Source organism: Acetobacteraceae bacterium (assembly GCA_004843345.1).
GTDB lineage: Bacteria > Pseudomonadota > Alphaproteobacteria > Acetobacterales > Acetobacteraceae.
In genome coordinates this window covers 1-20485 of the sequence record CP039461.1, presented here as the reverse complement: position 1 = coordinate 20485, position 20485 = coordinate 1, and the positions used below count along the sequence as shown (strand labels likewise).

Genomic DNA, 20485 nt, shown 5'->3' with positions numbered 1-20485 from the left:
AATTTAATGCATGTTTAAAAAAGTTATTAAAATTTGCTTAGGATGTTTATTTCTTTCGCAAGTAGGAATCAACCTAATACTGCCAAAAGAAGTTAAAGGAAGTGAAATGTCCGAATATTACTATGACTACCGTGACGATCTAAACAACGATCCACGCACGCCAATGCTTAATGCCATAGGACATAGTGATATTAAGCGAGTAAAATTTTTAGCAGAAAAAAAAGTTGGGCTTGAAGAGCGAAGTCTCGATGGTATGAATATGACACCTCTCATTTGTGCAGCCGCTCAAGGTTCATGGCAGATGGTGGAAATTTTACTCAAAGCAGGCGCTAATCCCTGGGCTTATGATAAATTTGGACACACAGCTGGAGAATCCGCTAATAAAGGAAAGAATTATCATTGTCCCCTAAATGAAATTCAATATTGGGAAAGAATTAAATTACATTTTATAAAGATAGGGTACCCCGAAACAAAGCTCAAACCAAAAGAAGTTCTTGCTTTGGTGCAAGAAAAAAGATGGCCGCCGACTAGTGAAAACCTAGCTTCAGAAGAAGCTAGAAAATGACTACAATTATTTGCAAAAAGTTATTTGAAGAGAAGAAAACTCTTCAAACATACAAAGTGAACGCTTTAGCCAGTCAAGAAGCATATAAAGCTCCTGAAGACCGTATTGCACCACCAGGCTATCGCAATGCAACAGATAAAGATTTAGAAGCTTTTGGGCTTACTAAAGAGCTGATTGAACCTAAAAATAGTGATTTTCGAGCGGCTATTTATACCAATGAAGATATAGCCAATGGTCCTATCGGAGCGCCGTTGGTTGCCTTCAAAGGAACAGAAAGTCTTTCAGATTGGTGCAACAACGGAAAACAAGCTCTTGGATTAAAATCTTCTTACTATGAACAGGCTCAAAAAATTGCCAACTTTCTAGAAGAGTCTGATTATGCTGAATCTGTATCTTACACAGGACATTCTTTAGGAGGAGGATTGGCAGCGACCGCCGCTGGCGCATATAGCAGATCTGCGATCAGTTATAATGCTGCTGGATTAAGTCTAAATACTATTAAACAACTGCAGCTTGATGATGCAAACATCACCGTCATTAAAACAAAGGGGGAATTTCTTTCTGCTACGCAAGAAAGTACCCCATTACCAAAAGCTTTTGGAAAAACACAAATTACCTATCCCCCCACCCCTTCTGACGTAGAGGCCTACAAAAAATAAATGGTATAGCTCATCCTATTCAGAAAATGGCCTTTTACCATAGTATGGATTGCGCCAATAACGCGATAGACGATCAGATTAAACAGAATGAAGAAGAGCTAAAAGAAAATAACTGCCTTATCTCCCTCCCCGACACATCCACCCCCACCCCCAGCAAGAACACGGTAAGTATACGCTCTACTCCAGCTCCTAATGATAAAGGCACGTATCAGGTGCCTTTTTTATTGCAGCTGAAAACCCCACTCGGCAAAGACGGCGAAAGTTTTAATCCAAAAGCCCTTCATGCTGCTTCCTTCTACGCTGAAGAAACCCTCTCACAACCTTATTTCTTTAAACTCAAACTCTTTGCCAATGAGCAGAATATCTCCCAGACAAGCTCATTCGCCAGAAGGTCTCTCTTCTCATTAAACGTCAAAACGGAGAAGATCGTTATTTCCATGGTGTTGATTCACATTTGTGTAATAAGGTGTTAGAGAATGTTTACGCACTTTTTGAACTTACACATTTTTTATGTGATTTTCATAATGCTAAAAAAAGGAAAAGCCCTCTTTGGCTCAAAAATCAAGAACGAGTGTGGACCCCGTCTCTATTTGAAATTAAAGAGAGCTTTTATCGAAGATAAACGGTTACATCATTTCATTATCCTGGGCATAGGATCAAAAATAGATATAACTGATGTTCATCTTCTATCCTCGCGGATATTCGAATAATAGAAACAATTTGTCAAGTCGAATAATAGGTGTTTTTCATAAAATAAAGAGCCTCTTAGGACTTACGCATATTTGACCTTACATCGTTACCTTTAAGGTTGAGCCAACGGTTTTCCGTTAGGAGTCAAAAAATACCCCACTCGGAGAACAGTTCGTTTGGGGTATTTTTTTACCTAGACATTAGCGCTTCCTGACACCGCTTTTCCTTTGCTTCGATATTGGAAATAATCGCTTCCCGTTTTTCCTGCATCTCTTCAAAGTCTTCAAACGGATAATCTTCGTGCCCTATGCGGTTTTTAAAGAGATAAAGCACTGTCTCTTTCTGTTCTTTTAACTCTTCCAGCTCTTGCTCTAAAAATTTAATCATTTTCTAAAGCTAACTTTCTCTTTAAATTTTCATCCGCTTTTTTTAGAAGCTCTTCCAAAGAAATCTCATCATTCGCAAACGCCTTTATAATTTCTTCACTGTCTTCAGGTAAATTTATTCCTTCAATGTGAATGTGTGCCATCGAACGAGACATAGCCTCTTTGCTAGACATGCGAGGAAGAGATTCAGGCTCTCTATCTAAATCTTTATCGTCCTTCATCTTCTCTCCCTCTGCTTCTAACGTTTTGATTTGTGGCCTTCTTGTCCTGTACAAAGCGTAATTTGCGTAAATCCGTCTTTTCTTGTGGGCTGGCTGTTTTAAAATGAACTTTTTTCTCTAAAGCTTCCCGTTCTTTCGTCCAGTGCCTTGGGCGCTTTTCCCAATATTCAATTCGCTTTTGACGCCTCTGCTCTAGTACTTTTTGAAGCTCTACCTCTTGCTCTGCTTTTTGCCGTTCAAGCTCTTGTCTCGCCTTTTCAGCTTCTTCCTCTTTCTTCGCTTTAGCAAGGCGTTCTCTCTCAAAAATACCCTCAAAAAGCGCTTTATTTTTAGCTCTGACTTCCTCAGAAATCTTTTTCTTTCTTTCCTTTTCAGCCAGCTCTTTCTCAACCTCTGCTTTTGCTTTCTCAAAATCGATAACTTCCGATTTTGTCGTTCCTTTTCCAAGGCTAAAGAAGTTCAAAAAACGGCTTACAGCGCCGTGTTTTTGCTTCTCGGACTCTTCTTCTCGTTTTTCTTTCTCTTTGGCAAAATCAATAATATCGGCCTTTATCTCAAAGAAGATGGTCTTAATCTTCTTCTTGAGTTTCCGAATTTTTAGAATAACCGCCTTCTCCTCTGGTTTCCGCCATTGAGAGGGCAACTGTTTAGGCTCTGGGGTAAGGATCTCCGAAATGCCTTGGTCTTTATAGGAGCGCATATCAATTCGCTCCGCCTTTCCAGCTTTCTCTAAGGCGTGATTAACCGCCTCTTCCCATCTTCCTCTTAGTCCGATAAGAGATTCTTTCCTTTCGGAATAGCTTCCCCTGCCATATGTTTTTTTTGCACCGCCTCTTTCTGGAAACTTAGAATTGAAGCGTTTGAAAAATTGCTTCTCACCCCGCTCCACGCCATCATTTTCTCGTTCGCTAAACATCAAATGCGCATGAGGTTGTGTCCCTCCGTCCGAAGCCTTCCCTTCATGGATAGCAAAAGAATAGGGATGGTCTTTTAATTCCTGTTTGCACCATTCACGAACAAGATCGATCTGTTTCTCGGCATTTAATTCTCGAGGAAGAGCAAGTTCAAATTCACGATAAGCAGAACCATTTACCCGTTCATTTTTATCGGAGGCTTTCCAAAATTCAGAAGGATTTTCTTTCGCCCATAAAGGCATATTCCCGCTTTCACTTACAGTGAGTTCTTCACCTTTTTTATAAGCGGAATATTTCCCTTCTCTGGCAATATAATCAGAATGTGTAGAGGCAGAACCTGCCTTTCCAACTTTTACACACATTCTTGCAATCGCCACTGGTTTTCTTTCTGTTGTTTTATCGAAAATCTCATTTTCGATTTGTTGGGGGTTAAGGGGGTGTCCTCCTTACGGGCTGTTTCTACTCGAAGAGAGAAACGTCTAAGCGCGCTCTCCTAAAATATAGGAGGGCTTAAAATTCATTGCAATGATAAATAAAATAATTAAATTTAAATAAAATCACTGCCATTCCTATCTATAATAAAACAACAAAGGGTAAAATAATCATGGGAAGTAATTTAGAGAAAATACAGAAGAAAAAAGAGAAATTAGAAGCCCTACAAAAAGAAATTAAACAACTCATAAATCAAGAAACACTTAAAAAAAGAAAACAATTAACTAGACAAAAAATAATTCTAGGTGCTGCTCTTCTTTCCCATGCTGAAAATGATGAGAAATTCCAAAAAGTTGTAGATATTCTTAAATCCCATCTATCCGAAAAAGACAAAAAGGCTTTCGAATAATGGAAACAACCGAAATATCCTTTGAAGAAAATATCAATCTCTTAACTTCAGAGATCAAAAAATTAAGGAAACAAATTCATAACGACCAGCAAGAAAGAACAAAGCAAAACAAGTTTCTAAAAATCCTTGGTTCTAAATATTGCGTTATTTCGGTAATCCTTCTTCCCCTCGTTACAGGATTTTTTGGATATTATTCGGGAAAGAAATCAGGGCAGGTTTATTGGACAACAAAGGGGTACAACATCGCCTATGCCATAGCCAAAGATGAAAAGGCTTCTGCAAACTGGGCAAGCAGTGGGGACGGCTTAGATGCTTATCTCATGTACAAAACAGGCGCTCTTTCAACGATACTACATTGTTCTGGCATTGGCTGGCACACCGAAATCCAAAACAAAAAAGTAGCCTGCTTTCCTGGACTTGGTGTTTCTGGGTGGTGGCTTCCAAATGCTGAGAAAATTAAGGGCATTTCTAACCCACCAGACGTTCTTTTGAAAAATCAGTAGAATTTCTCAATGAAAAAGATGCTGAGATGTTTAAGGCGTGAAGAAAGTGGTACTCAAATAATAACATTTACCACCAATCTACTTAGGAAAAACTAGCTTTAAATAAGTAAGTATTTAAAAAATATGGAATCTGACAAAACCTATAATCTTAATGGATCATTTAAACCAACAACAAAACGTTTTGCTGATTTAAAAGGTCCTGATTTTTTTTCAACACCTTCATGGGCTACAGAGGCTCTTATCGATAATGAACTATTTGAAGGAGATATTTGGGAATGCGCATGTGGAAATGGCGCAATGTCAGAAGTACTAAAAAAAACAAATAATAAAATTATTTCTTCTGATTTATATGATCGTGGCTACGGAGAAACCGGAATTGATTTTTTATCAAGTGATATGGTTTACGATAATATTATAACTAATCCTCCTTACAACATGGCAGAGCAATTCGTAAAAAAAGGTATTAGTTTAACACGTCAAAAATTTGCCTTATTGTTACGTCTAGCATTTTTGGAGGGATGCCATAGACAAAAAAATCTATTCAGCAAAACACCTCCTTCAAGAGTGTGGGTGTTTAGTGAAAGAATTACTTTTTATCCAGAAGGAATGAAAAAAAGAGGATCTGGTACAACTGCTTATGCATGGTTTATATGGGAAAAAAATACCAAAGAAACTACATTGAAGTGGTTTCCACCTAAATATAAACCACATCTAAAATCAAAGAAAAATATCTTACTTTAAATAAATTTTATGATCATCTTTATTATACGTTAACTCAGGATCGGTATTTTTATGAGATACAATATTTCTAATAAGTTGTTCCCATTTTTCTTCTCCATGTCGTGTTGGAGATTTAACTTTGTCTTCATCATAAAAGGGGAAGTTAGATGCACGTAGAGCTTCTCGAATTTCTTTTTGGGAGCCACATCTATTAGGAAGATTTAGTAAAATTTTTTCAATAATAAATTTTTTAAAATCATCTTCTGTATGTTTCATAGGAGCATTTCTGAAAGTTATCTCTAAAAGAATAATTAGGTATTCTTTTAAAAAATTCTAGTATGGATTGTTTTTTTAAAACTCCCAGAAAACTGCGCCTTTTTCAGGCGGAAAGAGATTTCATTAGGACGCACTTCACCCCTTTAAATCCCTTTTCAATGTATTTTGTGAGCTCAATTAATACATCTTATTAAGAAAGAGCTCTAAGTTGTTTCATCATTTCTTCTTTAGAAAGCCTTTGGAAGTTTGAAAGATCTTCATCTAAGCCTTGAGCTTCATTTAAAATCTTTTTAGCAACGGATCTAACAGTAGAATTCATAGAAGTTCTTCTATTATTAAATATAAAGGAAGCACTAGGCGGAACATTTTTCCGCCTGAAAAGGTCTCGGATTTCTGCGGTTTTTGCTTTGAACTTCTCAATGCCACTCAAAACAGCATGAATGATTTGACGGCTTAATGTGAAGATGTAACGGTTAACAGATTGCCGTCTTCCAAGACGTGTATTTGTCCAGGAGATCCAGCCCATGTTTTTAAGCTTTGAGAGCGAGTTTCTAACGGTGCGATCGGTTACGCCTGCAAAAGAAGCGATTGTGGCTTGGGAAGGGAAGCAGCCTTTTGGCATGTAATAATGAAGCAAGCACTTAAGAACCTTCTCATCATTATTGGAAATGGCCTGCAACTGAACACTTGCCTGAAAAAAACGTTCTAATTCTCTCTTCTGAGAGAATGTCATTTTTTTGTTAAAAATAAAAATATTTGATGAAAGGGCTTGGAAAGCTGATGCTGTCATTTTATATTTAACGTATGGAAAAAAGGTTTCCGTACGTTCTTTCGTTTGCTGTTAAGTGCGGACGCCTTGGCGGGGTAGAGTTGGTAGCTCTTCCCGCCCCGCTACAAATGAGGGCGTATTCTTATTTGCGCTTATTTTGTGAGTCCCGTCAAATCCCTTTTAAAAATTAAATAAAATTTTTCAGTTTCACTTTGTCACGGTGCAGTATCTCTATGAGATATGCAGATGACAAGGAAACAAAACAATGTACTGAATCCATCTAGAAATGAATGGATCGATCAAGATGATACTTCATTTCTAGACAATGTTTTCGGCACCCCATAAAGCCCTATTTATTATCTAGCTTTAAAACGCTGATCCTATGGCAAACCCAATATATCTGAAAGTTTTTATCGTTTTTCTACTTCATAGAATTGTATTACATTACTCTCCAAGAGATGGAGCTTAATAAATCTCTGCCTGACGAGAATTTAATGCATGTTTAAAAAAGTTATTAAAATTTGCTTAGGATGTTTATTTCTTTCGCAAGTAGGAATCAACCTAATACTGCCAAAAGAAGTTAAAGGAAGTGAAATGTCCGAATATTACTATGACTACCGTGACGATCTAAACAACGATCCACGCACGCCAATGCTTAATGCCATAGGACATAGTGATATTAAGCGAGTAAAATTTTTAGCAGAAAAAAAAGTTGGGCTTGAAGAGCGAAGTCTCGATGGTATGAATATGACACCTCTCATTTGTGCAGCCGCTCAAGGTTCATGGCAGATGGTGGAAATTTTACTCAAAGCAGGCGCTAATCCCTGGGCTTATGATAAATTTGGACACACAGCTGGAGAATCCGCTAATAAAGGAAAGAATTATCATTGTCCCCTAAATGAAATTCAATATTGGGAAAGAATTAAATTACATTTTATAAAGATAGGGTACCCCGAAACAAAGCTCAAACCAAAAGAAGTTCTTGCTTTGGTGCAAGAAAAAAGATGGCCGCCGACTAGTGAAAACCTAGCTTCAGAAGAAGCTAGAAAATGACTACAATTATTTGCAAAAAGTTATTTGAAGAGAAGAAAACTCTTCAAACATACAAAGTGAACGCTTTAGCCAGTCAAGAAGCATATAAAGCTCCTGAAGACCGTATTGCACCACCAGGCTATCGCAATGCAACAGATAAAGATTTAGAAGCTTTTGGGCTTACTAAAGAGCTGATTGAACCTAAAAATAGTGATTTTCGAGCGGCTATTTATACCAATGAAGATATAGCCAATGGTCCTATCGGAGCGCCGTTGGTTGCCTTCAAAGGAACAGAAAGTCTTTCAGATTGGTGCAACAACGGAAAACAAGCTCTTGGATTAAAATCTTCTTACTATGAACAGGCTCAAAAAATTGCCAACTTTCTAGAAGAGTCTGATTATGCTGAATCTGTATCTTACACAGGACATTCTTTAGGAGGAGGATTGGCAGCGACCGCCGCTGGCGCATATAGCAGATCTGCGATCAGTTATAATGCTGCTGGATTAAGTCTAAATACTATTAAACAACTGCAGCTTGATGATGCAAACATCACCGTCATTAAAACAAAGGGGGAATTTCTTTCTGCTACGCAAGAAAGTACCCCATTACCAAAAGCTTTTGGAAAAACACAAATTACCTATCCCCCCACCCCTTCTGACGTAGAGGCCTACAAAAAAATAAATGGTATAGCTCATCCTATTCAGAAAATGGCCTTTTACCATAGTATGGATTGCGCCAATAACGCGATAGACGATCAGATTAAACAGAATGAAGAAGAGCTAAAAGAAAATAACTGCCTTATCTCCCTCCCCGACACATCCACCCCCACCCCCAGCAAGAACACGGTAAGTATACGCTCTACTCCAGCTCCTAATGATAAAGGCACGTATCAGGTGCCTTTTTTATTGCAGCTGAAAACCCCACTCGGCAAAGACGGCGAAAGTTTTAATCCAAAAGCCCTTCATGCTGCTTCCTTCTACGCTGAAGAAACCCTCTCACAACCTTATTTCTTTAAACTCAAACTCTTTGCCAATGAGCAGAATATCTCCCCAGACAAGCTCATTCGCCAGAAGGTCTCTCTTCTCATTAAACGTCAAAACGGAGAAGATCGTTATTTCCATGGTGTTGTTCATAGTTTTACACAAGAAGAAACCGTGGCTGGGTTTATCATATGGAAGTCGTGCCAGAGCTTTATTTCTTAAAAGACCAGCAGATCAATCGTACCTTTCAGCAAAAAACCGCCAAAGCCATCCTCGAAGAAATCCTCACAAACGCAAATATCGAACCCAACTTCTCTCACATTGAGGATACAACCACACTGCCTTATGTGACGCAGTTTAATGAAACACATTTAGACTTTCTGCACCGCTTCATGCGTGAAAATGGCTATTTCTACTATTTTAAGCATACACAAGAAGATGCTCAGATGGTTATTGGCAGAGACAATAAAGCTTTTGAGAAAAAAGCGCCAAATCTTTACCAGCTGGGACAAGGCGGAGATCATCAGCATCTTTTACGAGAGTTCCACAGCACAGTAAAAACCCTTCCTAAAAAAATCACTGTTCTCACCAGTAATTTAGATAAAGAGGAAGATACCGCCGATGCAAGTTTTTCTGGAACAAAACAATCCGAAACGCTCTTAACAGGGGAACGTTCTCTTTGGAAAGAACAGAGAGAGACAAAGAACTGGGTTGAGCAAAAGGCAGCCTCCTCCTCTCCTTCGTCCAGCACAACAACCCAAGAGGGATTAGCTGACTATACCCAGCAAGCGATCCTGGCTTCTGCCTCTCTGTGCAGTGGGCTGAGTACCGATCCAACCTTCCAACCTGGCCTTAAAATTCACATTGCGGCTTCTAAAACAGATAAAGAAGGATATCCTTATGTTTTACAGCAGGTTATCCATCAGGCTGAAGATTTAAGTTGGTATCGCTCCAATGGAGAAAAACCTAAAGCGCCCTCCTATGATAATCAATTCAAAGCCTTCCCTTCAGAAATCAATTGGCATGATGAAGTTCCGCAACGTCCACTGATTGGCGGAATTTATAGTGGTCTCATTCAAGGCAATCAAAACAAAGGAACGATTGAGACCGATAAACTTGGGAGAATAAAAGTCAAACTTCGTTTTGATCAGGATAAAACAACGAAAGCTGGGAATATCATCTGGGCGCGTCTTTTAAACCCATGGTCTGGAGAGAATTATGGCTGGATGCATTTACCACGGGTTGGAACAGAAGTTGCGGTCTCTTTTATGGGCGGAGACATTGACCAGCCTGTAATTGTTGGATGCTTTTATAACAATCAGGACCTTCCGCCCTATAAGCTTCCAGATAAATCTTCTGTTTCTGGGATCAAAACACGCACCTTAGGATCAGAACAAGCTGGAGATGGAAATGAACTTTGTTTTGACGATAATAAGGACAACGAGACGTCTCTTACCTTAAAATCACAACGTTCTATGCGTCTGGAAGCTCTCCAAAACCAAAATATCAATGTCCATAAAAATCAATCCGTGGAAATCTCTGGCAAGCAAGAATTAACCGTAAAAGAAAAGCAAACGGTGAAGGTTGAGAAAGGCAGAGAAACCGTTATTGGCGAGGGCGATACACTCACCATCAAAGGCGGACCACTGGCAATAAAAACCAGTAATGGCAAAATTGTCATTGAAGCGAATTCAGGAATTGAATTTAGATGTGGCCCAGCAACAATTGAATTTTCGCCAGCAGGTATTTCTATTAAAGGCGGAACCATCTCATTCGATTAGGAAATATGCGTATTTTTAAATACTCATTTACTCAAAAACTTTTTTATGTTTTTAAATAAAAGAGTAAACTGTTTTTATAAGGAATGAGAATGAAGGTAATTGCCGTCCTTAATCAAAAAGGTGGAAGTGGAAAAACAACAATTTCGACACATCTTGCTAGAGCTTTGCAGCTTTCTGGAAAGAATGTCCTTCTTGTAGATTCAGACCCTCAAGGAAGTTCTCGAGATTGGTCTGCTGTTCGAGAAGAACAGCCTGTCACTGTTGTTGGAATAGATAGGCCAACAATCGATCGCGATTTAAAAAAAATAGCAAACTCTGTTGATTTTGTTGTGATTGATGGCGCACCACAAACAGCGGATCTCGCAATCTCTGCTATCAGAGCTGCTGATTTTATTCTCATTCCTGTACAACCTTCTCCTTATGATATCTGGGCAACGTCTGATCTTGTTGATCTCATTAAACAACGTATTGAAATTACAGATGGGAAATTAAAATCTGCCTTCGTTGTTTCTCGTGTCATTAAAGGAACAAAGATTGGCTCTGAAATTACAGAAACGCTAACAGGATATGATTTACCTGTTCTGCAATCTCGTATCACACAACGTGTTAGCTACCCTGTTACAGCAGCGTCAGGAACAACCGTTTTAGATGAAGAACCAGGAGGTGATGCCGCCAAAGAAATTCAAGCATTAGCCTCTGAAATCCAAGAAATCCTTAAATGAAGTTTTGAAGAAAAAAGTAAATGAGTAAAAAATCAAATATACTTATGGCTGGACGGCCAACACACAGATCTGAAAAATCAGTAGCAACACTAGCGAGCTTATCTAACGAGAAGTCAGCATTAAAAAGAGTTAATTTTCAATTATCCGAAGAGCTGCATATGAAACTAAAAATTTTTGCAACAAAACAGGGCAAAAGCGTTAAAGAAGTTCTAACAGAATATATATCTTCTCTTCCGAATTGAAAACTTCATTTACTTAAATGAAGTTTTGAAGAAAAAAGTAAATAATGTACGTTGATTTATTACACTCAATAAATCTTATCGGCGATACAGAAAAACGGATAAATCGCCTAATACGAATTAAAAAAAGAAGAGATTACAGTGACAAATGAAATTTCAGATGCAGAATTAGGATCTCTTCCTCGCATGTCCAGAAAAGAAGCTATGTCTCAGGCCATAGCTTCTGCAAATATTGAAGGAATAGATTTTTTTCCTGAACACGAAGAAATTATTCAAGATTATGTGAACGGTAAGATCTCTGCTGATGAATCTATTAGATTATTTAAAGAGCATTTAAAAACACTTCCTTCTTACAATGGCAAAAATCGTGAGTAAGTATTTTTAGAATGTAAGTAAACCAGCCGTTGAAATATCTTCGTCAGATTAAAAACGATGACAGCGTCACATAGGATAAAGTCCGCTCTTGGGTACTGTCTTTAGGGACAAAAAACGAATTGCAACGACCCAAAAAATTTAGCCGCTAAATTTTTTCTCTAAAATATAACTTCCATTCTGCTCGAACAATGCTCTCTTTCTCAACACGCTTCCTATTGGAAAGTCTACACTAAGGTGTATTAACACATTTACTTAAATGAAGTTTTGAAGAAAAAAGTAAATGAGTAAAACGTGAAAACAAAAGTTTACGTTTTATAAAAAATATATAATAATTAAATTATGGAAATAATCTTAGAAAAACGAGTTGAAAAATGGCTTCAATCTCTGAAAGATAAGCAATCTTTTCTTGCTATTATCGCTCGTTTAGAACAAGCGTCCAAACTCGTCCACTTAGGAGATTATAAGGGCTTAGGGAACGGCTTATTTGAAATGCGAATACATCAAGGCGCTGGATATCGTCTTTATTTTATTTGTAAAGGTGACGTGTTGATTATTATTCTCAACGGAGGAACTAAACAGCACCAATCAGCAGATATCAAAAAAGCGAATGAACTGGCAAAGGAATATAAAAATGACTCTAGAATTTAAAACATTTAACGCTTCTGAATTTTTAACAACAGAAGAAGATCGCAAAGGCTTTGTAAAAGCCATGCTTGACACTTCCAGAAAGATTGGAACAGATCCTGTTGAAAGTTTAAAGATAGCTTTAGCAGATATTGCTGAATCTCGAGGATTTTCTAAAAAGAAAATTTCAGAAGAGACACAGATTAGCCGTGTAACTATTAGTAAATTTTTTAAACCAGGAACAAAACCAAGAGCAGAAACTCTATTTGCTATTGCTAAAGCATTAGACGTTTCTTTCGTCCCAGTATAAGGCTTTCCAGCTAGTCAGAGACTAAAATTAAACCAAAAAATGGACCGTTTACTTTTTCAGAGGGTGAGCAAACCAGCCGTTGAAATATCTTCGTCAATGTCAGGCCAGTGAATGCCTTGTCCTCTTCCGATAAGCTCCCAATTTTGACGCTGTGCTGGGGTTGCATCGCTTAAACGTGGAAACCAGGCGAGGGGAACTGATAACTCTCTACCATCAGCTAAAATAACAAAAAGAGCGCTATCTGTTACATTGACAGAAATGGTTGTCGGGTTACTGATTTTTTTCTGAGAAATGCTCATTCCAAGCTTCCTTAAAAGTTTCTCTGTGTTGGATAACGATGATTTTGATTTTGTTAAGCTCTGGCGCTCTAAATCCAATATTGTCTGCTAAGGCCACAGGGTCAATCCAGTATTTAGCAGCGCAATCTCCTGACGATACATGAATATGATAAGGTTCTACACCTTCATTTGAATAGAAAAAGAACCTGTACCCATCTATCCGCAGAACTGTTGGCATTTAAAATTTCCGAATACTTTAATCTGTTTATTTGATTTTTAGAGAATGATAGCTGAAATGTTCAAGCTATGTAACACACTAACGTATTCATACCATTAACGGTTGAGTCTGCTTAACGAAATCCTATTCTACGAAACAAAAGCTACCGCTTTACTAAACCAAAAAATTAGCCGCTAAATTTTTTATCTCTAAAATAACTTTCCTTGCCTACGACAAATCGCCTGAACACCAGAACGTGTTATACCAACCTCCTCGGCAATTGCAGCATAGGACTTTCCTTCTGATCGAAGCATAATTGCCTTCTCAACACGCTTCATGTCAGCAGGCCTTCCTTTGTATTTTCCTTTTAGCTTAGCAACTTCAATCCCTTCTTTTTGACGCTCTCTCCGCATCTCTGTTTCAAGCTCAGCAATCAGACCTAACATACCAAGCATAAACCTTCCTTCTGGACGAGAAGTATCAAAGGATTGCTCTGTACATTTTAGGGAGACTTTTTTCTCCTCTAATTCGGAAACAATATTTTGAAGATCTCTTGCTGATCTTGCCAATCGATCTATTCGTGTAATGAGAAGTGTATCGCCTTCTCTGACATACTCTAAAAGCTTTCTTAAACCTTCACGCTTTTCTCTACTTGATCCGCTGATCCCATCATCTTCAAAGATACGAACAGCACCTTTCGCTTTTAAACGATCAATCTGTAAAGAAATGTTTTGCTCAGAGGTGCTGACACGAGCGTAGCCAATATAATTTCCACTAAAGGAAAGAGAATTCCTTGAAGCAATATCGCCTAAATTATCACTGTTTCTCACCACTGCTAAATTCTCCATTTTGGACATCTTGCAAGCCATTTTTAGATGATTAAATAGAAAAAATAAGGGGTAATTCTACACCTTAATAAAATGATGAGGCTTTATATGTCTAAGTCAGTTTTTATCGTTCCACATCCAGCACATTCTACCGGAAAACCCGTAGAACACCATGAAGTGAAAAAAGCTGGAGGCGAAGTTCTTCACAAAACAAAAACACAAAAAGAGGCCATTGATTGGGCAAAAGAAAAAGGCCATGTTCCTCACGTCGCCCGTGAAAAAGAAACAAAACCTGATCCAAACAATCCTGAGCACTGGCGCAAAGTCTGATCCATTCTAAACATCTAACTTATAAAAACCTCCCAGGAGCAAACTTCTTCTGGGAGGTTTTTATAAGTTAGATGTATTTTTTGGATCTATTTAAAAAACTGAAGGAAAATCTAAAAAATACAGCCTTGAATTAGCGCTCTGGTTAAAAAAACCAAGTGTATTTTTAGGGACTACCAATTATGTACACCCTGCTTATTTAAAAAATATCCTCTGATATTGCTTCTCTATCCTCATTAGTAACCCTTTTCGGATATCCATTTGAAAAATGAACAGAAATTTCTCTTAAAATTTTTCGAAGCGGACGAAGGTCGTAAACATTTGCTGACGGTGATTTTCCACCTTTCCTTTTTTCTCTTTTTATAAAATTTTCTTCATCTAAAGTGTTAATGGCTCTTTGTACTTGACGTGTTGATACGCCGCACCTGCTAGCAATAGTAGCAATAGAAGGAAACGGTTTTTCTTCCACATTCCACCAATTTGCAACCAAATGAATTAAGACAAGAAGCTCTACAGGAGAAAGTTTATTCTCTTGATCTAAGAATCTATTAATATTCAATAAATAAGTTGGAATTTGAGAAAAACCTTTATTCGCAAGTTCTTCCCCCCATTTTTCAGAAAAATCCGAATCTATTTTCGTGTCTTTTTTCATAAAATCCGAATCTATTTTCGTGTCTTTTTTCATAAAATCCGAATCTATTTTCGTGTCTTTTTTCTCTTTTTTCATAAAAACTCGACAGACATAATGTCATTTATATATAAGACATAATGTCTTATAATATATAAATATTTAAATATATATAATATATACCTAAAACACAGACAATTCCTTGTTTTTTTTGATACTCACTGAACTATTGATCAGGGATTCACATTTGTGTAATAAGGTGTTAGAGAATGTTTACGCACTTTTTGAACTTACACATTTTTTATGTGATTTTCATAATGCTAAAAAAAGGAAAAGCCCTCTTTGGCTCAAAAATCAAGAACGAGTGTGGACCCCGTCTCTATTTGAAATTAAAGAGAGCTTTTATCGAAGATAAACGGTTACATCATTTCATTATCCTGGGCATAGGATCAAAAATAGATATAACTGATGTTCATCTTCTATCCTCGCGGATATTCGAATAATAGAAACAATTTGTCAAGTCGAATAATAGGTGTTTTTCATAAAATAAAGAGCCTCTTAGGACTTACGCATATTTGACCTTACATCGTTACCTTTAAGGTTGAGCCAACGGTTTTCCGTTAGGAGTCAAAAAATACCCCACTCGGAGAACAGTTCGTTTGGGGTATTTTTTTACCTAGACATTAGCGCTTCCTGACACCGCTTTTCCTTTGCTTCGATATTGGAAATAATCGCTTCCCGTTTTTCCTGCATCTCTTCAAAGTCTTCAAACGGATAATCTTCGTGCCCTATGCGGTTTTTAAAGAGATAAAGCACTGTCTCTTTCTGTTCTTTTAACTCTTCCAGCTCTTGCTCTAAAAATTTAATCATTTTCTAAAGCTAACTTTCTCTTTAAATTTTCATCCGCTTTTTTTAGAAGCTCTTCCAAAGAAATCTCATCATTCGCAAACGCCTTTATAATTTCTTCACTGTCTTCAGGTAAATTTATTCCTTCAATGTGAATGTGTGCCATCGAACGAGACATAGCCTCTTTGCTAGACATGCGAGGAAGAGATTCAGGCTCTCTATCTAAATCTTTATCGTCCTTCATCTTCTCTCCCTCTGCTTCTAACGTTTTGATTTGTGGCCTTCTTGTCCTGTACAAAGCGTAATTTGCGTAAATCCGTCTTTTCTTGTGGGCTGGCTGTTTTAAAATGAACTTTTTTCTCTAAAGCTTCCCGTTCTTTCGTCCAGTGCCTTGGGCGCTTTTCCCAATATTCAATTCGCTTTTGACGCCTCTGCTCTAGTACTTTTTGAAGCTCTACCTCTTGCTCTGCTTTTTGCCGTTCAAGCTCTTGTCTCGCCTTTTCAGCTTCTTCCTCTTTCTTCGCTTTAGCAAGGCGTTCTCTCTCAAAAATACCCTCAAAAAGCGCTTTATTTTTAGCTCTGACTTCCTCAGAAATCTTTTTCTTTCTTTCCTTTTCAGCCAGCTCTTTCTCAACCTCTGCTTTTGCTTTCTCAAAATCGATAACTTCCGATTTTGTCGTTCCTTTTCCAAGGCTAAAGAAGTTCAAAAAACGGCTTACAGCGCCGTGTTTTTGCTTCTCGGACTCTTCTTCTCGTTTTTCTTTCTCTTTGGCAAAATCAATAATATCGGCCTTTATCTCAAAGAAGATGGTCTTAATCTTCTTCTTGAGTTTCCGAATTTTTAGAATAACCGCCTTCTCCTCTGGTTTCCGCCATTGAGAGGGCAACTGTTTAGGCTCTGGGGTAAGGATCTCCGAAATGCCTTGGTCTTTATAGGAGCGCATATCAATTCGCTCCGCCTTTCCAGCTTTCTCTAAGGCGTGATTAACCGCCTCTTCCCATCTTCCTCTTAGTCCGATAAGAGATTCTTTCCTTTCGGAATAGCTTCCCCTGCCATATGTTTTTTTTGCACCGCCTCTTTCTGGAAACTTAGAATTGAAGCGTTTGAAAAATTGCTTCTCACCCCGCTCCACGCCATCATTTTCTCGTTCGCTAAACATCAAATGCGCATGAGGTTGTGTCCCTCCGTCCGAAGCCTTCCCTTCATGGATAGCAAAAGAATAGGGATGGTCTTTTAATTCCTGTTTGCACCATTCACGAACAAGATCGATCTGTTTCTCGGCATTTAATTCTCGAGGAAGAGCAAGTTCAAATTCACGATAAGCAGAACCATTTACCCGTTCATTTTTATCGGAGGCTTTCCAAAATTCAGAAGGATTTTCTTTCGCCCATAAAGGCATATTCCCGCTTTCACTTACAGTGAGTTCTTCACCTTTTTTATAAGCGGAATATTTCCCTTCTCTGGCAATATAATCAGAATGTGTAGAGGCAGAACCTGCCTTTCCAACTTTTACACACATTCTTGCAATCGCCACTGGTTTTCTTTCTGTTGTTTTATCGAAAATCTCATTTTCGATTTGTTGGGGGTTAAGGGGGTGTCCTCCTTACGGGCTGTTTCTACTCGAAGAGAGAAACGTCTAAGCGCGCTCTCCTAAAATATAGGAGGGCTTAAAATTCATTGCAATGATAAATAAAATAATTAAATTTAAATAAAATCACTGCCATTCCTATCTATAATAAAACAACAAAGGGTAAAATAATCATGGGAAGTAATTTAGAGAAAATACAGAAGAAAAAAGAGAAATTAGAAGCCCTACAAAAAGAAATTAAACAACTCATAAATCAAGAAACACTTAAAAAAAGAAAACAATTAACTAGACAAAAAATAATTCTAGGTGCTGCTCTTCTTTCCCATGCTGAAAATGATGAGAAATTCCAAAAAGTTGTAGATATTCTTAAATCCCATCTATCCGAAAAAGACAAAAAGGCTTTCGAATAATGGAAACAACCGAAATATCCTTTGAAGAAAATATCAATCTCTTAACTTCAGAGATCAAAAAATTAAGGAAACAAATTCATAACGACCAGCAAGAAAGAACAAAGCAAAACAAGTTTCTAAAAATCCTTGGTTCTAAATATTGCGTTATTTCGGTAATCCTTCTTCCCCTCGTTACAGGATTTTTTGGATATTATTCGGGAAAGAAATCAGGGCAGGTTTATTGGACAACAAAGGGGTACAACATCGCCTATGCCATAGCCAAAGATGAAAAGGCTTCTGCAAACTGGGCAAGCAGTGGGGACGGCTTAGATGCTTATCTCATGTACAAAACAGGCGCTCTTTCAACGATACTACATTGTTCTGGCATTGGCTGGCACACCGAAATCCAAAACAAAAAAGTAGCCTGCTTTCCTGGACTTGGTGTTTCTGGGTGGTGGCTTCCAAATGCTGAGAAAATTAAGGGCATTTCTAACCCACCAGACGTTCTTTTGAAAAATCAGTAGAATTTCTCAATGAAAAAGATGCTGAGATGTTTAAGGCGTGAAGAAAGTGGTACTCAAATAATAACATTTACCACCAATCTACTTAGGAAAAACTAGCTTTAAATAAGTAAGTATTTAAAAAATATGGAATCTGACAAAACCTATAATCTTAATGGATCATTTAAACCAACAACAAAACGTTTTGCTGATTTAAAAGGTCCTGATTTTTTTTCAACACCTTCATGGGCTACAGAGGCTCTTATCGATAATGAACTATTTGAAGGAGATATTTGGGAATGCGCATGTGGAAATGGCGCAATGTCAGAAGTACTAAAAAAAACAAATAATAAAATTATTTCTTCTGATTTATATGATCGTGGCTACGGAGAAACCGGAATTGATTTTTTATCAAGTGATATGGTTTACGATAATATTATAACTAATCCTCCTTACAACATGGCAGAGCAATTCGTAAAAAAAGGTATTAGTTTAACACGTCAAAAATTTGCCTTATTGTTACGTCTAGCATTTTTGGAGGGATGCCATAGACAAAAAAATCTATTCAGCAAAACACCTCCTTCAAGAGTGTGGGTGTTTAGTGAAAGAATTACTTTTTATCCAGAAGGAATGAAAAAAAGAGGATCTGGTACAACTGCTTATGCATGGTTTATATGGGAAAAAAATACCAAAGAAACTACATTGAAGTGGTTTCCACCTAAATATAAACCACATCTAAAATCAAAGAAAAATATCTTACTTTAAATAAATTTTATGATCATCTTTATTATACGTTAACTCAGGATCGGTATTTTTATGAGATACAATATTTCTAATAAGTTGTTCCCATTTTTCTTCTCCATGTCGTGTTGGAGATTTAACTTTGTCTTCATCATAAAAGGGGAAGTTAGATGCACGTAGAGCTTCTCGAATTTCTTTTTGGGAGCCACATCTATTAGGAAGATTTAGTAAAATTTTTTCAATAATAAATTTTTTAAAATCATCTTCTGTATGTTTCATAGGAGCATTTCTGAAAGTTATCTCTAAAAGAATAATTAGGTATTCTTTTAAAAAATTCTAGTATGGATTGTTTTTTTAAAACTCCCAGAAAACTGCGCCTTTTTCAGGCGGAAAGAGATTTCATTAGGACGCACTTCACCCCTTTAAATCCCTTTTCAATGTATTTTGTGAGCTCAATTAATACATCTTATTAAGAAAGAGCTCTAAGTTGTTTCATCATTTCTTCTTTAGAAAGCCTTTGGAAGTTTGAAAGATCTTCATCTAAGCCTTGAGCTTCATTTAAAATCTTTTTAGCAACGGATCTAACAGTAGAATTCATAGAAGTTCTTCTATTATTAAATATAAAGGAAGCACTAGGCGGAACATTTTTCCGCCTGAAAAGGTCTCGGATTTCTGCGGTTTTTGCTTTGAACTTCTCAATGCCACTCAAAACAGCATGAATGATTTGACGGCTTAATGTGAAGATGTAACGGTTAACAGATTGCCGTCTTCCAAGACGTGTATTTGTCCAGGAGATCCAGCCCATGTTTTTAAGCTTTGAGAGCGAGTTTCTAACGGTGCGATCGGTTACGCCTGCAAAAGAAGCGATTGTGGCTTGGGAAGGGAAGCAGCCTTTTGGCATGTAATAATGAAGCAAGCACTTAAGAACCTTCTCATCATTATTGGAAATGGCCTGCAACTGAACACTTGCCTGAAAAAAACGTTCTAATTCTCTCTTCTGAGAGAATGTCATTTTTTTGTTAAAAATAAAAATATTTGATGAAAGGGCTTGGAAAGCTGATGCTGTCATTTTATATTTAACGTATGGAAAAAAGGTTTCCGTACGTTCTTTCGTTTGCTGTTAAGTGCGGACGCCTTGGCGGGGTAGAGTTGGTAGCTCTTCCCGCCCCGCTACAAATGAGGGCGTATTCTTATTTGCGCTTATTTTGTGAGTCCCGTCAAATCCCTTTTAAAAATTAAATAAAATTTTTCAGTTTCACTTTGTCACGGTGCAGTATCTCTATGAGATATGCAGATGACAAGGAAACAAAACAATGTACTGAATCCATCTAGAAATGAATGGATCGATCAAGATGATACTTCATTTCTAGACAATGTTTTCGGCACCCCATAAAGCCCTATTTATTATCTAGCTTTAAAACGCTGATCCTATGGCAAACCCAATATATCTGAAAGTTTTTATCGTTTTTCTACTTCATAGAATTGTATTACATTACTCTCCAAGAGATGGAGCTTAATAAATCTCTGCCTGACGAG

General features: G+C 37.5%; 32 protein-coding genes. 18 read left to right on the top strand and 14 right to left on the bottom strand.

Annotated features, from left to right (window positions below):
* The first annotated feature begins 10 nt into the window (after positions 1-10).
* The 3 genes from FAI40_10505 to FAI40_10495 are packed head-to-tail and all read left to right on the top strand — an operon-like array spanning position 11 to position 1697.
* The gene (locus FAI40_10505; protein QCE35851.1) at positions 11-565 is read left to right on the top strand and encodes an ankyrin repeat domain-containing protein; all 555 of its coding nucleotides are present in this window, start codon (positions 11-13) and stop codon (positions 563-565) included.
* A complete protein-coding gene (locus FAI40_10500; GenBank protein QCE35850.1) occupies positions 562-1224 on the top strand; it encodes a DUF2974 domain-containing protein in 663 nt (220 codons plus the stop codon). Before FAI40_10505 ends, FAI40_10500 begins: the two co-directional genes overlap by 4 nt.
* Before the next feature lie 26 nt (positions 1225-1250).
* Positions 1251-1697, top strand: coding sequence for a hypothetical protein (locus FAI40_10495; protein ID QCE35849.1), 447 nt, complete (start codon positions 1251-1253; stop codon positions 1695-1697).
* Positions 1698-2103: 406 nt separating this feature from the next.
* On the opposite strand, the gene FAI40_10490 is transcribed toward FAI40_10495, so the two are convergent.
* From FAI40_10490 to FAI40_10480, 3 genes are read right to left on the bottom strand one after another with little or no spacing between them, the layout of a single operon-like run.
* Positions 2104-2301: a hypothetical protein gene (locus tag FAI40_10490; GenBank protein QCE35848.1), complete on the bottom strand. Its 198-nt coding sequence runs from the start codon at positions 2299-2301 to the stop codon at positions 2104-2106.
* Complete coding sequence (locus FAI40_10485) at positions 2294-2521, bottom strand: hypothetical protein (protein QCE35847.1); 228 nt, start codon at positions 2519-2521, stop codon at positions 2294-2296. The genes FAI40_10490 and FAI40_10485 overlap by 8 nt, the downstream gene beginning before the upstream one ends.
* A complete protein-coding gene (locus tag FAI40_10480) occupies positions 2508-3812 on the bottom strand; it encodes a MobA/MobL family protein (protein ID QCE35846.1) in 1305 nt (434 codons plus the stop codon). The genes FAI40_10485 and FAI40_10480 overlap by 14 nt, the downstream gene beginning before the upstream one ends.
* 227 nt (positions 3813-4039) lie before the next feature.
* Here FAI40_10480 and FAI40_10475 point away from each other — a divergent pair, with 227 nt between their 5' ends.
* The 3 genes from FAI40_10475 to FAI40_10465 all read left to right on the top strand — a co-directional run bounded on the left by FAI40_10475 (position 4040) and on the right by FAI40_10465 (position 5520).
* The gene (locus FAI40_10475) at positions 4040-4276 is read left to right on the top strand and encodes a mobilization protein (GenBank protein QCE35845.1); all 237 of its coding nucleotides are present in this window, start codon (positions 4040-4042) and stop codon (positions 4274-4276) included.
* Positions 4276-4779: a hypothetical protein gene (locus FAI40_10470; protein ID QCE35844.1), complete on the top strand. Its 504-nt coding sequence runs from the start codon at positions 4276-4278 to the stop codon at positions 4777-4779. Before FAI40_10475 ends, FAI40_10470 begins: the two co-directional genes overlap by 1 nt.
* 123 nt (positions 4780-4902) lie before the next feature.
* Positions 4903-5520, top strand: a complete 618-nt coding sequence (locus FAI40_10465; GenBank protein ID QCE35843.1) for a hypothetical protein — start codon at positions 4903-4905, stop codon at positions 5518-5520.
* On the opposite strand, the gene FAI40_10460 is transcribed toward FAI40_10465, so the two are convergent.
* Both FAI40_10460 and FAI40_10455 read right to left on the bottom strand, forming a co-directional pair.
* Positions 5512-5775, bottom strand: coding sequence for a hypothetical protein (locus FAI40_10460; GenBank protein QCE35842.1), 264 nt, complete (start codon positions 5773-5775; stop codon positions 5512-5514). The two genes, FAI40_10465 and FAI40_10460, sit on opposite strands and share 9 nt — an antisense overlap.
* A 190-nt stretch (positions 5776-5965) precedes the next feature.
* Positions 5966-6397, bottom strand: a complete 432-nt coding sequence (locus tag FAI40_10455) for a helix-turn-helix domain-containing protein (GenBank protein QCE35854.1) — start codon at positions 6395-6397, stop codon at positions 5966-5968.
* Positions 6398-7042: 645 nt separating this feature from the next.
* Between FAI40_10455 and FAI40_10450 the strand changes: the two genes are divergently transcribed.
* The 8 genes from FAI40_10450 to FAI40_10415 all read left to right on the top strand — a co-directional run bounded on the left by FAI40_10450 (position 7043) and on the right by FAI40_10415 (position 12607).
* Positions 7043-7597 carry an ankyrin repeat domain-containing protein gene (locus tag FAI40_10450; protein QCE35841.1) on the top strand — a complete coding sequence of 185 codons (555 nt, stop codon included), beginning with the start codon at positions 7043-7045 and terminating at the stop codon, positions 7595-7597.
* Positions 7594-8778: a DUF2974 domain-containing protein gene (locus FAI40_10445; protein QCE35840.1), complete on the top strand. Its 1185-nt coding sequence runs from the start codon at positions 7594-7596 to the stop codon at positions 8776-8778. The genes FAI40_10450 and FAI40_10445 overlap by 4 nt, the downstream gene beginning before the upstream one ends.
* Entirely contained in the window at positions 8748-10337 is a 1590-nt protein-coding gene (locus tag FAI40_10440; protein ID QCE35839.1) for a type VI secretion system tip protein VgrG, read from the top strand. Before FAI40_10445 ends, FAI40_10440 begins: the two co-directional genes overlap by 31 nt.
* Positions 10338-10426: 89 nt before the next feature.
* A complete protein-coding gene (locus FAI40_10435) occupies positions 10427-11059 on the top strand; it encodes a peptide transporter (GenBank protein QCE35838.1) in 633 nt (210 codons plus the stop codon).
* Positions 11060-11079: 20 nt separating this feature from the next.
* Positions 11080-11301, top strand: coding sequence for a chromosome partitioning protein ParB (locus tag FAI40_10430; protein QCE35837.1), 222 nt, complete (start codon positions 11080-11082; stop codon positions 11299-11301).
* 138 nt (positions 11302-11439) lie between these two features.
* Entirely contained in the window at positions 11440-11673 is a 234-nt protein-coding gene (locus tag FAI40_10425; GenBank protein QCE35836.1) for a hypothetical protein, read from the top strand.
* Positions 11674-12012: 339 nt separating this feature from the next.
* On the top strand, positions 12013-12321 hold the full coding sequence (locus FAI40_10420) for a type II toxin-antitoxin system RelE/ParE family toxin (GenBank protein ID QCE35835.1): 309 nt from the start codon (positions 12013-12015) through the stop codon (positions 12319-12321).
* Complete coding sequence (locus FAI40_10415) at positions 12281-12607, top strand: helix-turn-helix domain-containing protein (GenBank protein ID QCE35834.1); 327 nt, start codon at positions 12281-12283, stop codon at positions 12605-12607. Before FAI40_10420 ends, FAI40_10415 begins: the two co-directional genes overlap by 41 nt.
* Positions 12608-12663: 56 nt before the next feature.
* On the opposite strand, the gene FAI40_10410 is transcribed toward FAI40_10415, so the two are convergent.
* From FAI40_10410 to FAI40_10400, 3 genes are all read right to left on the bottom strand, one after another.
* Complete coding sequence (locus FAI40_10410; protein QCE35833.1) at positions 12664-12906, bottom strand: DUF2442 domain-containing protein; 243 nt, start codon at positions 12904-12906, stop codon at positions 12664-12666.
* Positions 12878-13123 (bottom strand): DUF4160 domain-containing protein, encoded by a 246-nt coding sequence (locus tag FAI40_10405; GenBank protein ID QCE35832.1) that lies wholly within the window; start codon positions 13121-13123, stop codon positions 12878-12880. The genes FAI40_10410 and FAI40_10405 overlap by 29 nt, the downstream gene beginning before the upstream one ends.
* A 188-nt stretch (positions 13124-13311) precedes the next feature.
* Complete coding sequence (locus FAI40_10400) at positions 13312-13950, bottom strand: recombinase family protein (protein ID QCE35853.1); 639 nt, start codon at positions 13948-13950, stop codon at positions 13312-13314.
* Between the two features lie 87 nt (positions 13951-14037).
* Between FAI40_10400 and FAI40_10395 the strand changes: the two genes are divergently transcribed.
* On the top strand, positions 14038-14259 hold the full coding sequence (locus FAI40_10395; protein QCE35831.1) for a hypothetical protein: 222 nt from the start codon (positions 14038-14040) through the stop codon (positions 14257-14259).
* A gap of 196 nt (positions 14260-14455) precedes the next feature.
* Here FAI40_10395 and FAI40_10390 read toward each other — a convergent pair whose 3' ends face one another.
* The 4 genes from FAI40_10390 to FAI40_10375 all read right to left on the bottom strand — a co-directional run bounded on the left by FAI40_10390 (position 14456) and on the right by FAI40_10375 (position 17265).
* A complete protein-coding gene (locus FAI40_10390; GenBank protein QCE35830.1) occupies positions 14456-14983 on the bottom strand; it encodes a helix-turn-helix domain-containing protein in 528 nt (175 codons plus the stop codon).
* A gap of 573 nt (positions 14984-15556) precedes the next feature.
* Positions 15557-15754 (bottom strand): hypothetical protein, encoded by a 198-nt coding sequence (locus FAI40_10385; GenBank protein QCE35829.1) that lies wholly within the window; start codon positions 15752-15754, stop codon positions 15557-15559.
* Positions 15747-15974 (bottom strand): hypothetical protein, encoded by a 228-nt coding sequence (locus FAI40_10380; protein QCE35828.1) that lies wholly within the window; start codon positions 15972-15974, stop codon positions 15747-15749. The genes FAI40_10385 and FAI40_10380 overlap by 8 nt, the downstream gene beginning before the upstream one ends.
* Positions 15961-17265, bottom strand: a complete 1305-nt coding sequence (locus FAI40_10375) for a MobA/MobL family protein (protein ID QCE35827.1) — start codon at positions 17263-17265, stop codon at positions 15961-15963. The genes FAI40_10380 and FAI40_10375 overlap by 14 nt, the downstream gene beginning before the upstream one ends.
* A 227-nt stretch (positions 17266-17492) precedes the next feature.
* Here FAI40_10375 and FAI40_10370 point away from each other — a divergent pair, with 227 nt between their 5' ends.
* The 3 genes from FAI40_10370 to FAI40_10360 all read left to right on the top strand — a co-directional run bounded on the left by FAI40_10370 (position 17493) and on the right by FAI40_10360 (position 18973).
* Positions 17493-17729 (top strand): mobilization protein, encoded by a 237-nt coding sequence (locus FAI40_10370; GenBank protein ID QCE35826.1) that lies wholly within the window; start codon positions 17493-17495, stop codon positions 17727-17729.
* Positions 17729-18232, top strand: coding sequence for a hypothetical protein (locus FAI40_10365; protein ID QCE35825.1), 504 nt, complete (start codon positions 17729-17731; stop codon positions 18230-18232). Before FAI40_10370 ends, FAI40_10365 begins: the two co-directional genes overlap by 1 nt.
* Before the next feature lie 123 nt (positions 18233-18355).
* A complete protein-coding gene (locus FAI40_10360) occupies positions 18356-18973 on the top strand; it encodes a hypothetical protein (protein ID QCE35824.1) in 618 nt (205 codons plus the stop codon).
* Here FAI40_10360 and FAI40_10355 read toward each other — a convergent pair.
* Together FAI40_10355 and FAI40_10350 are read right to left on the bottom strand one after the other, a co-directional pair.
* Positions 18965-19228, bottom strand: a complete 264-nt coding sequence (locus FAI40_10355) for a hypothetical protein (GenBank protein QCE35823.1) — start codon at positions 19226-19228, stop codon at positions 18965-18967. The two genes, FAI40_10360 and FAI40_10355, sit on opposite strands and share 9 nt — an antisense overlap.
* Positions 19229-19418: 190 nt before the next feature.
* Positions 19419-19850: a helix-turn-helix domain-containing protein gene (locus tag FAI40_10350; protein QCE35852.1), complete on the bottom strand. Its 432-nt coding sequence runs from the start codon at positions 19848-19850 to the stop codon at positions 19419-19421.
* Positions 19851-20485 lie beyond the last annotated feature (635 nt).

Bases quoted from the DNA above. Each gene is read 5' to 3' on its own strand.
- FAI40_10500 (QCE35850.1), top strand. From the start codon at position 562: ATGACTACAATTATTTGCAAAAAGTTATTTGAAGAGAAGAAAACTCTT.
- FAI40_10440 (QCE35839.1), top strand. From the start codon at position 8,748: ATGGAAGTCGTGCCAGAGCTTTATTTCTTAAAAGACCAGCAGATCAAT.
- FAI40_10390 (QCE35830.1), bottom strand. From the start codon at position 14,983: ATGAAAAAAGAGAAAAAAGACACGAAAATAGATTCGGATTTTATGAAA.
- FAI40_10395 (QCE35831.1), top strand. From the start codon at position 14,038: ATGTCTAAGTCAGTTTTTATCGTTCCACATCCAGCACATTCTACCGGA.
- FAI40_10430 (QCE35837.1), top strand. From the start codon at position 11,080: ATGAGTAAAAAATCAAATATACTTATGGCTGGACGGCCAACACACAGA.
- FAI40_10505 (QCE35851.1), top strand. From the start codon at position 11: ATGTTTAAAAAAGTTATTAAAATTTGCTTAGGATGTTTATTTCTTTCG.
- FAI40_10450 (QCE35841.1), top strand. From the start codon at position 7,043: ATGTTTAAAAAAGTTATTAAAATTTGCTTAGGATGTTTATTTCTTTCG.
- FAI40_10475 (QCE35845.1), top strand. From the start codon at position 4,040: ATGGGAAGTAATTTAGAGAAAATACAGAAGAAAAAAGAGAAATTAGAA.
- FAI40_10365 (QCE35825.1), top strand. From the start codon at position 17,729: ATGGAAACAACCGAAATATCCTTTGAAGAAAATATCAATCTCTTAACT.
- FAI40_10470 (QCE35844.1), top strand. From the start codon at position 4,276: ATGGAAACAACCGAAATATCCTTTGAAGAAAATATCAATCTCTTAACT.
- FAI40_10405 (QCE35832.1), bottom strand. From the start codon at position 13,123: ATGCCAACAGTTCTGCGGATAGATGGGTACAGGTTCTTTTTCTATTCA.
- FAI40_10465 (QCE35843.1), top strand. From the start codon at position 4,903: ATGGAATCTGACAAAACCTATAATCTTAATGGATCATTTAAACCAACA.
- FAI40_10350 (QCE35852.1), bottom strand. From the start codon at position 19,850: ATGCCAAAAGGCTGCTTCCCTTCCCAAGCCACAATCGCTTCTTTTGCA.
- FAI40_10455 (QCE35854.1), bottom strand. From the start codon at position 6,397: ATGCCAAAAGGCTGCTTCCCTTCCCAAGCCACAATCGCTTCTTTTGCA.
- FAI40_10400 (QCE35853.1), bottom strand. From the start codon at position 13,950: ATGGAGAATTTAGCAGTGGTGAGAAACAGTGATAATTTAGGCGATATT.
- FAI40_10485 (QCE35847.1), bottom strand. From the start codon at position 2,521: ATGAAGGACGATAAAGATTTAGATAGAGAGCCTGAATCTCTTCCTCGC.
- FAI40_10380 (QCE35828.1), bottom strand. From the start codon at position 15,974: ATGAAGGACGATAAAGATTTAGATAGAGAGCCTGAATCTCTTCCTCGC.
- FAI40_10355 (QCE35823.1), bottom strand. From the start codon at position 19,228: ATGAAACATACAGAAGATGATTTTAAAAAATTTATTATTGAAAAAATT.
- FAI40_10495 (QCE35849.1), top strand. From the start codon at position 1,251: ATGGCCTTTTACCATAGTATGGATTGCGCCAATAACGCGATAGACGAT.
- FAI40_10360 (QCE35824.1), top strand. From the start codon at position 18,356: ATGGAATCTGACAAAACCTATAATCTTAATGGATCATTTAAACCAACA.
- FAI40_10410 (QCE35833.1), bottom strand. From the start codon at position 12,906: ATGAGCATTTCTCAGAAAAAAATCAGTAACCCGACAACCATTTCTGTC.
- FAI40_10435 (QCE35838.1), top strand. From the start codon at position 10,427: ATGAAGGTAATTGCCGTCCTTAATCAAAAAGGTGGAAGTGGAAAAACA.
- FAI40_10370 (QCE35826.1), top strand. From the start codon at position 17,493: ATGGGAAGTAATTTAGAGAAAATACAGAAGAAAAAAGAGAAATTAGAA.
- FAI40_10445 (QCE35840.1), top strand. From the start codon at position 7,594: ATGACTACAATTATTTGCAAAAAGTTATTTGAAGAGAAGAAAACTCTT.
- FAI40_10385 (QCE35829.1), bottom strand. From the start codon at position 15,754: ATGATTAAATTTTTAGAGCAAGAGCTGGAAGAGTTAAAAGAACAGAAA.
- FAI40_10420 (QCE35835.1), top strand. From the start codon at position 12,013: ATGGAAATAATCTTAGAAAAACGAGTTGAAAAATGGCTTCAATCTCTG.
- FAI40_10415 (QCE35834.1), top strand. From the start codon at position 12,281: ATGAACTGGCAAAGGAATATAAAAATGACTCTAGAATTTAAAACATTT.
- FAI40_10490 (QCE35848.1), bottom strand. From the start codon at position 2,301: ATGATTAAATTTTTAGAGCAAGAGCTGGAAGAGTTAAAAGAACAGAAA.
- FAI40_10460 (QCE35842.1), bottom strand. From the start codon at position 5,775: ATGAAACATACAGAAGATGATTTTAAAAAATTTATTATTGAAAAAATT.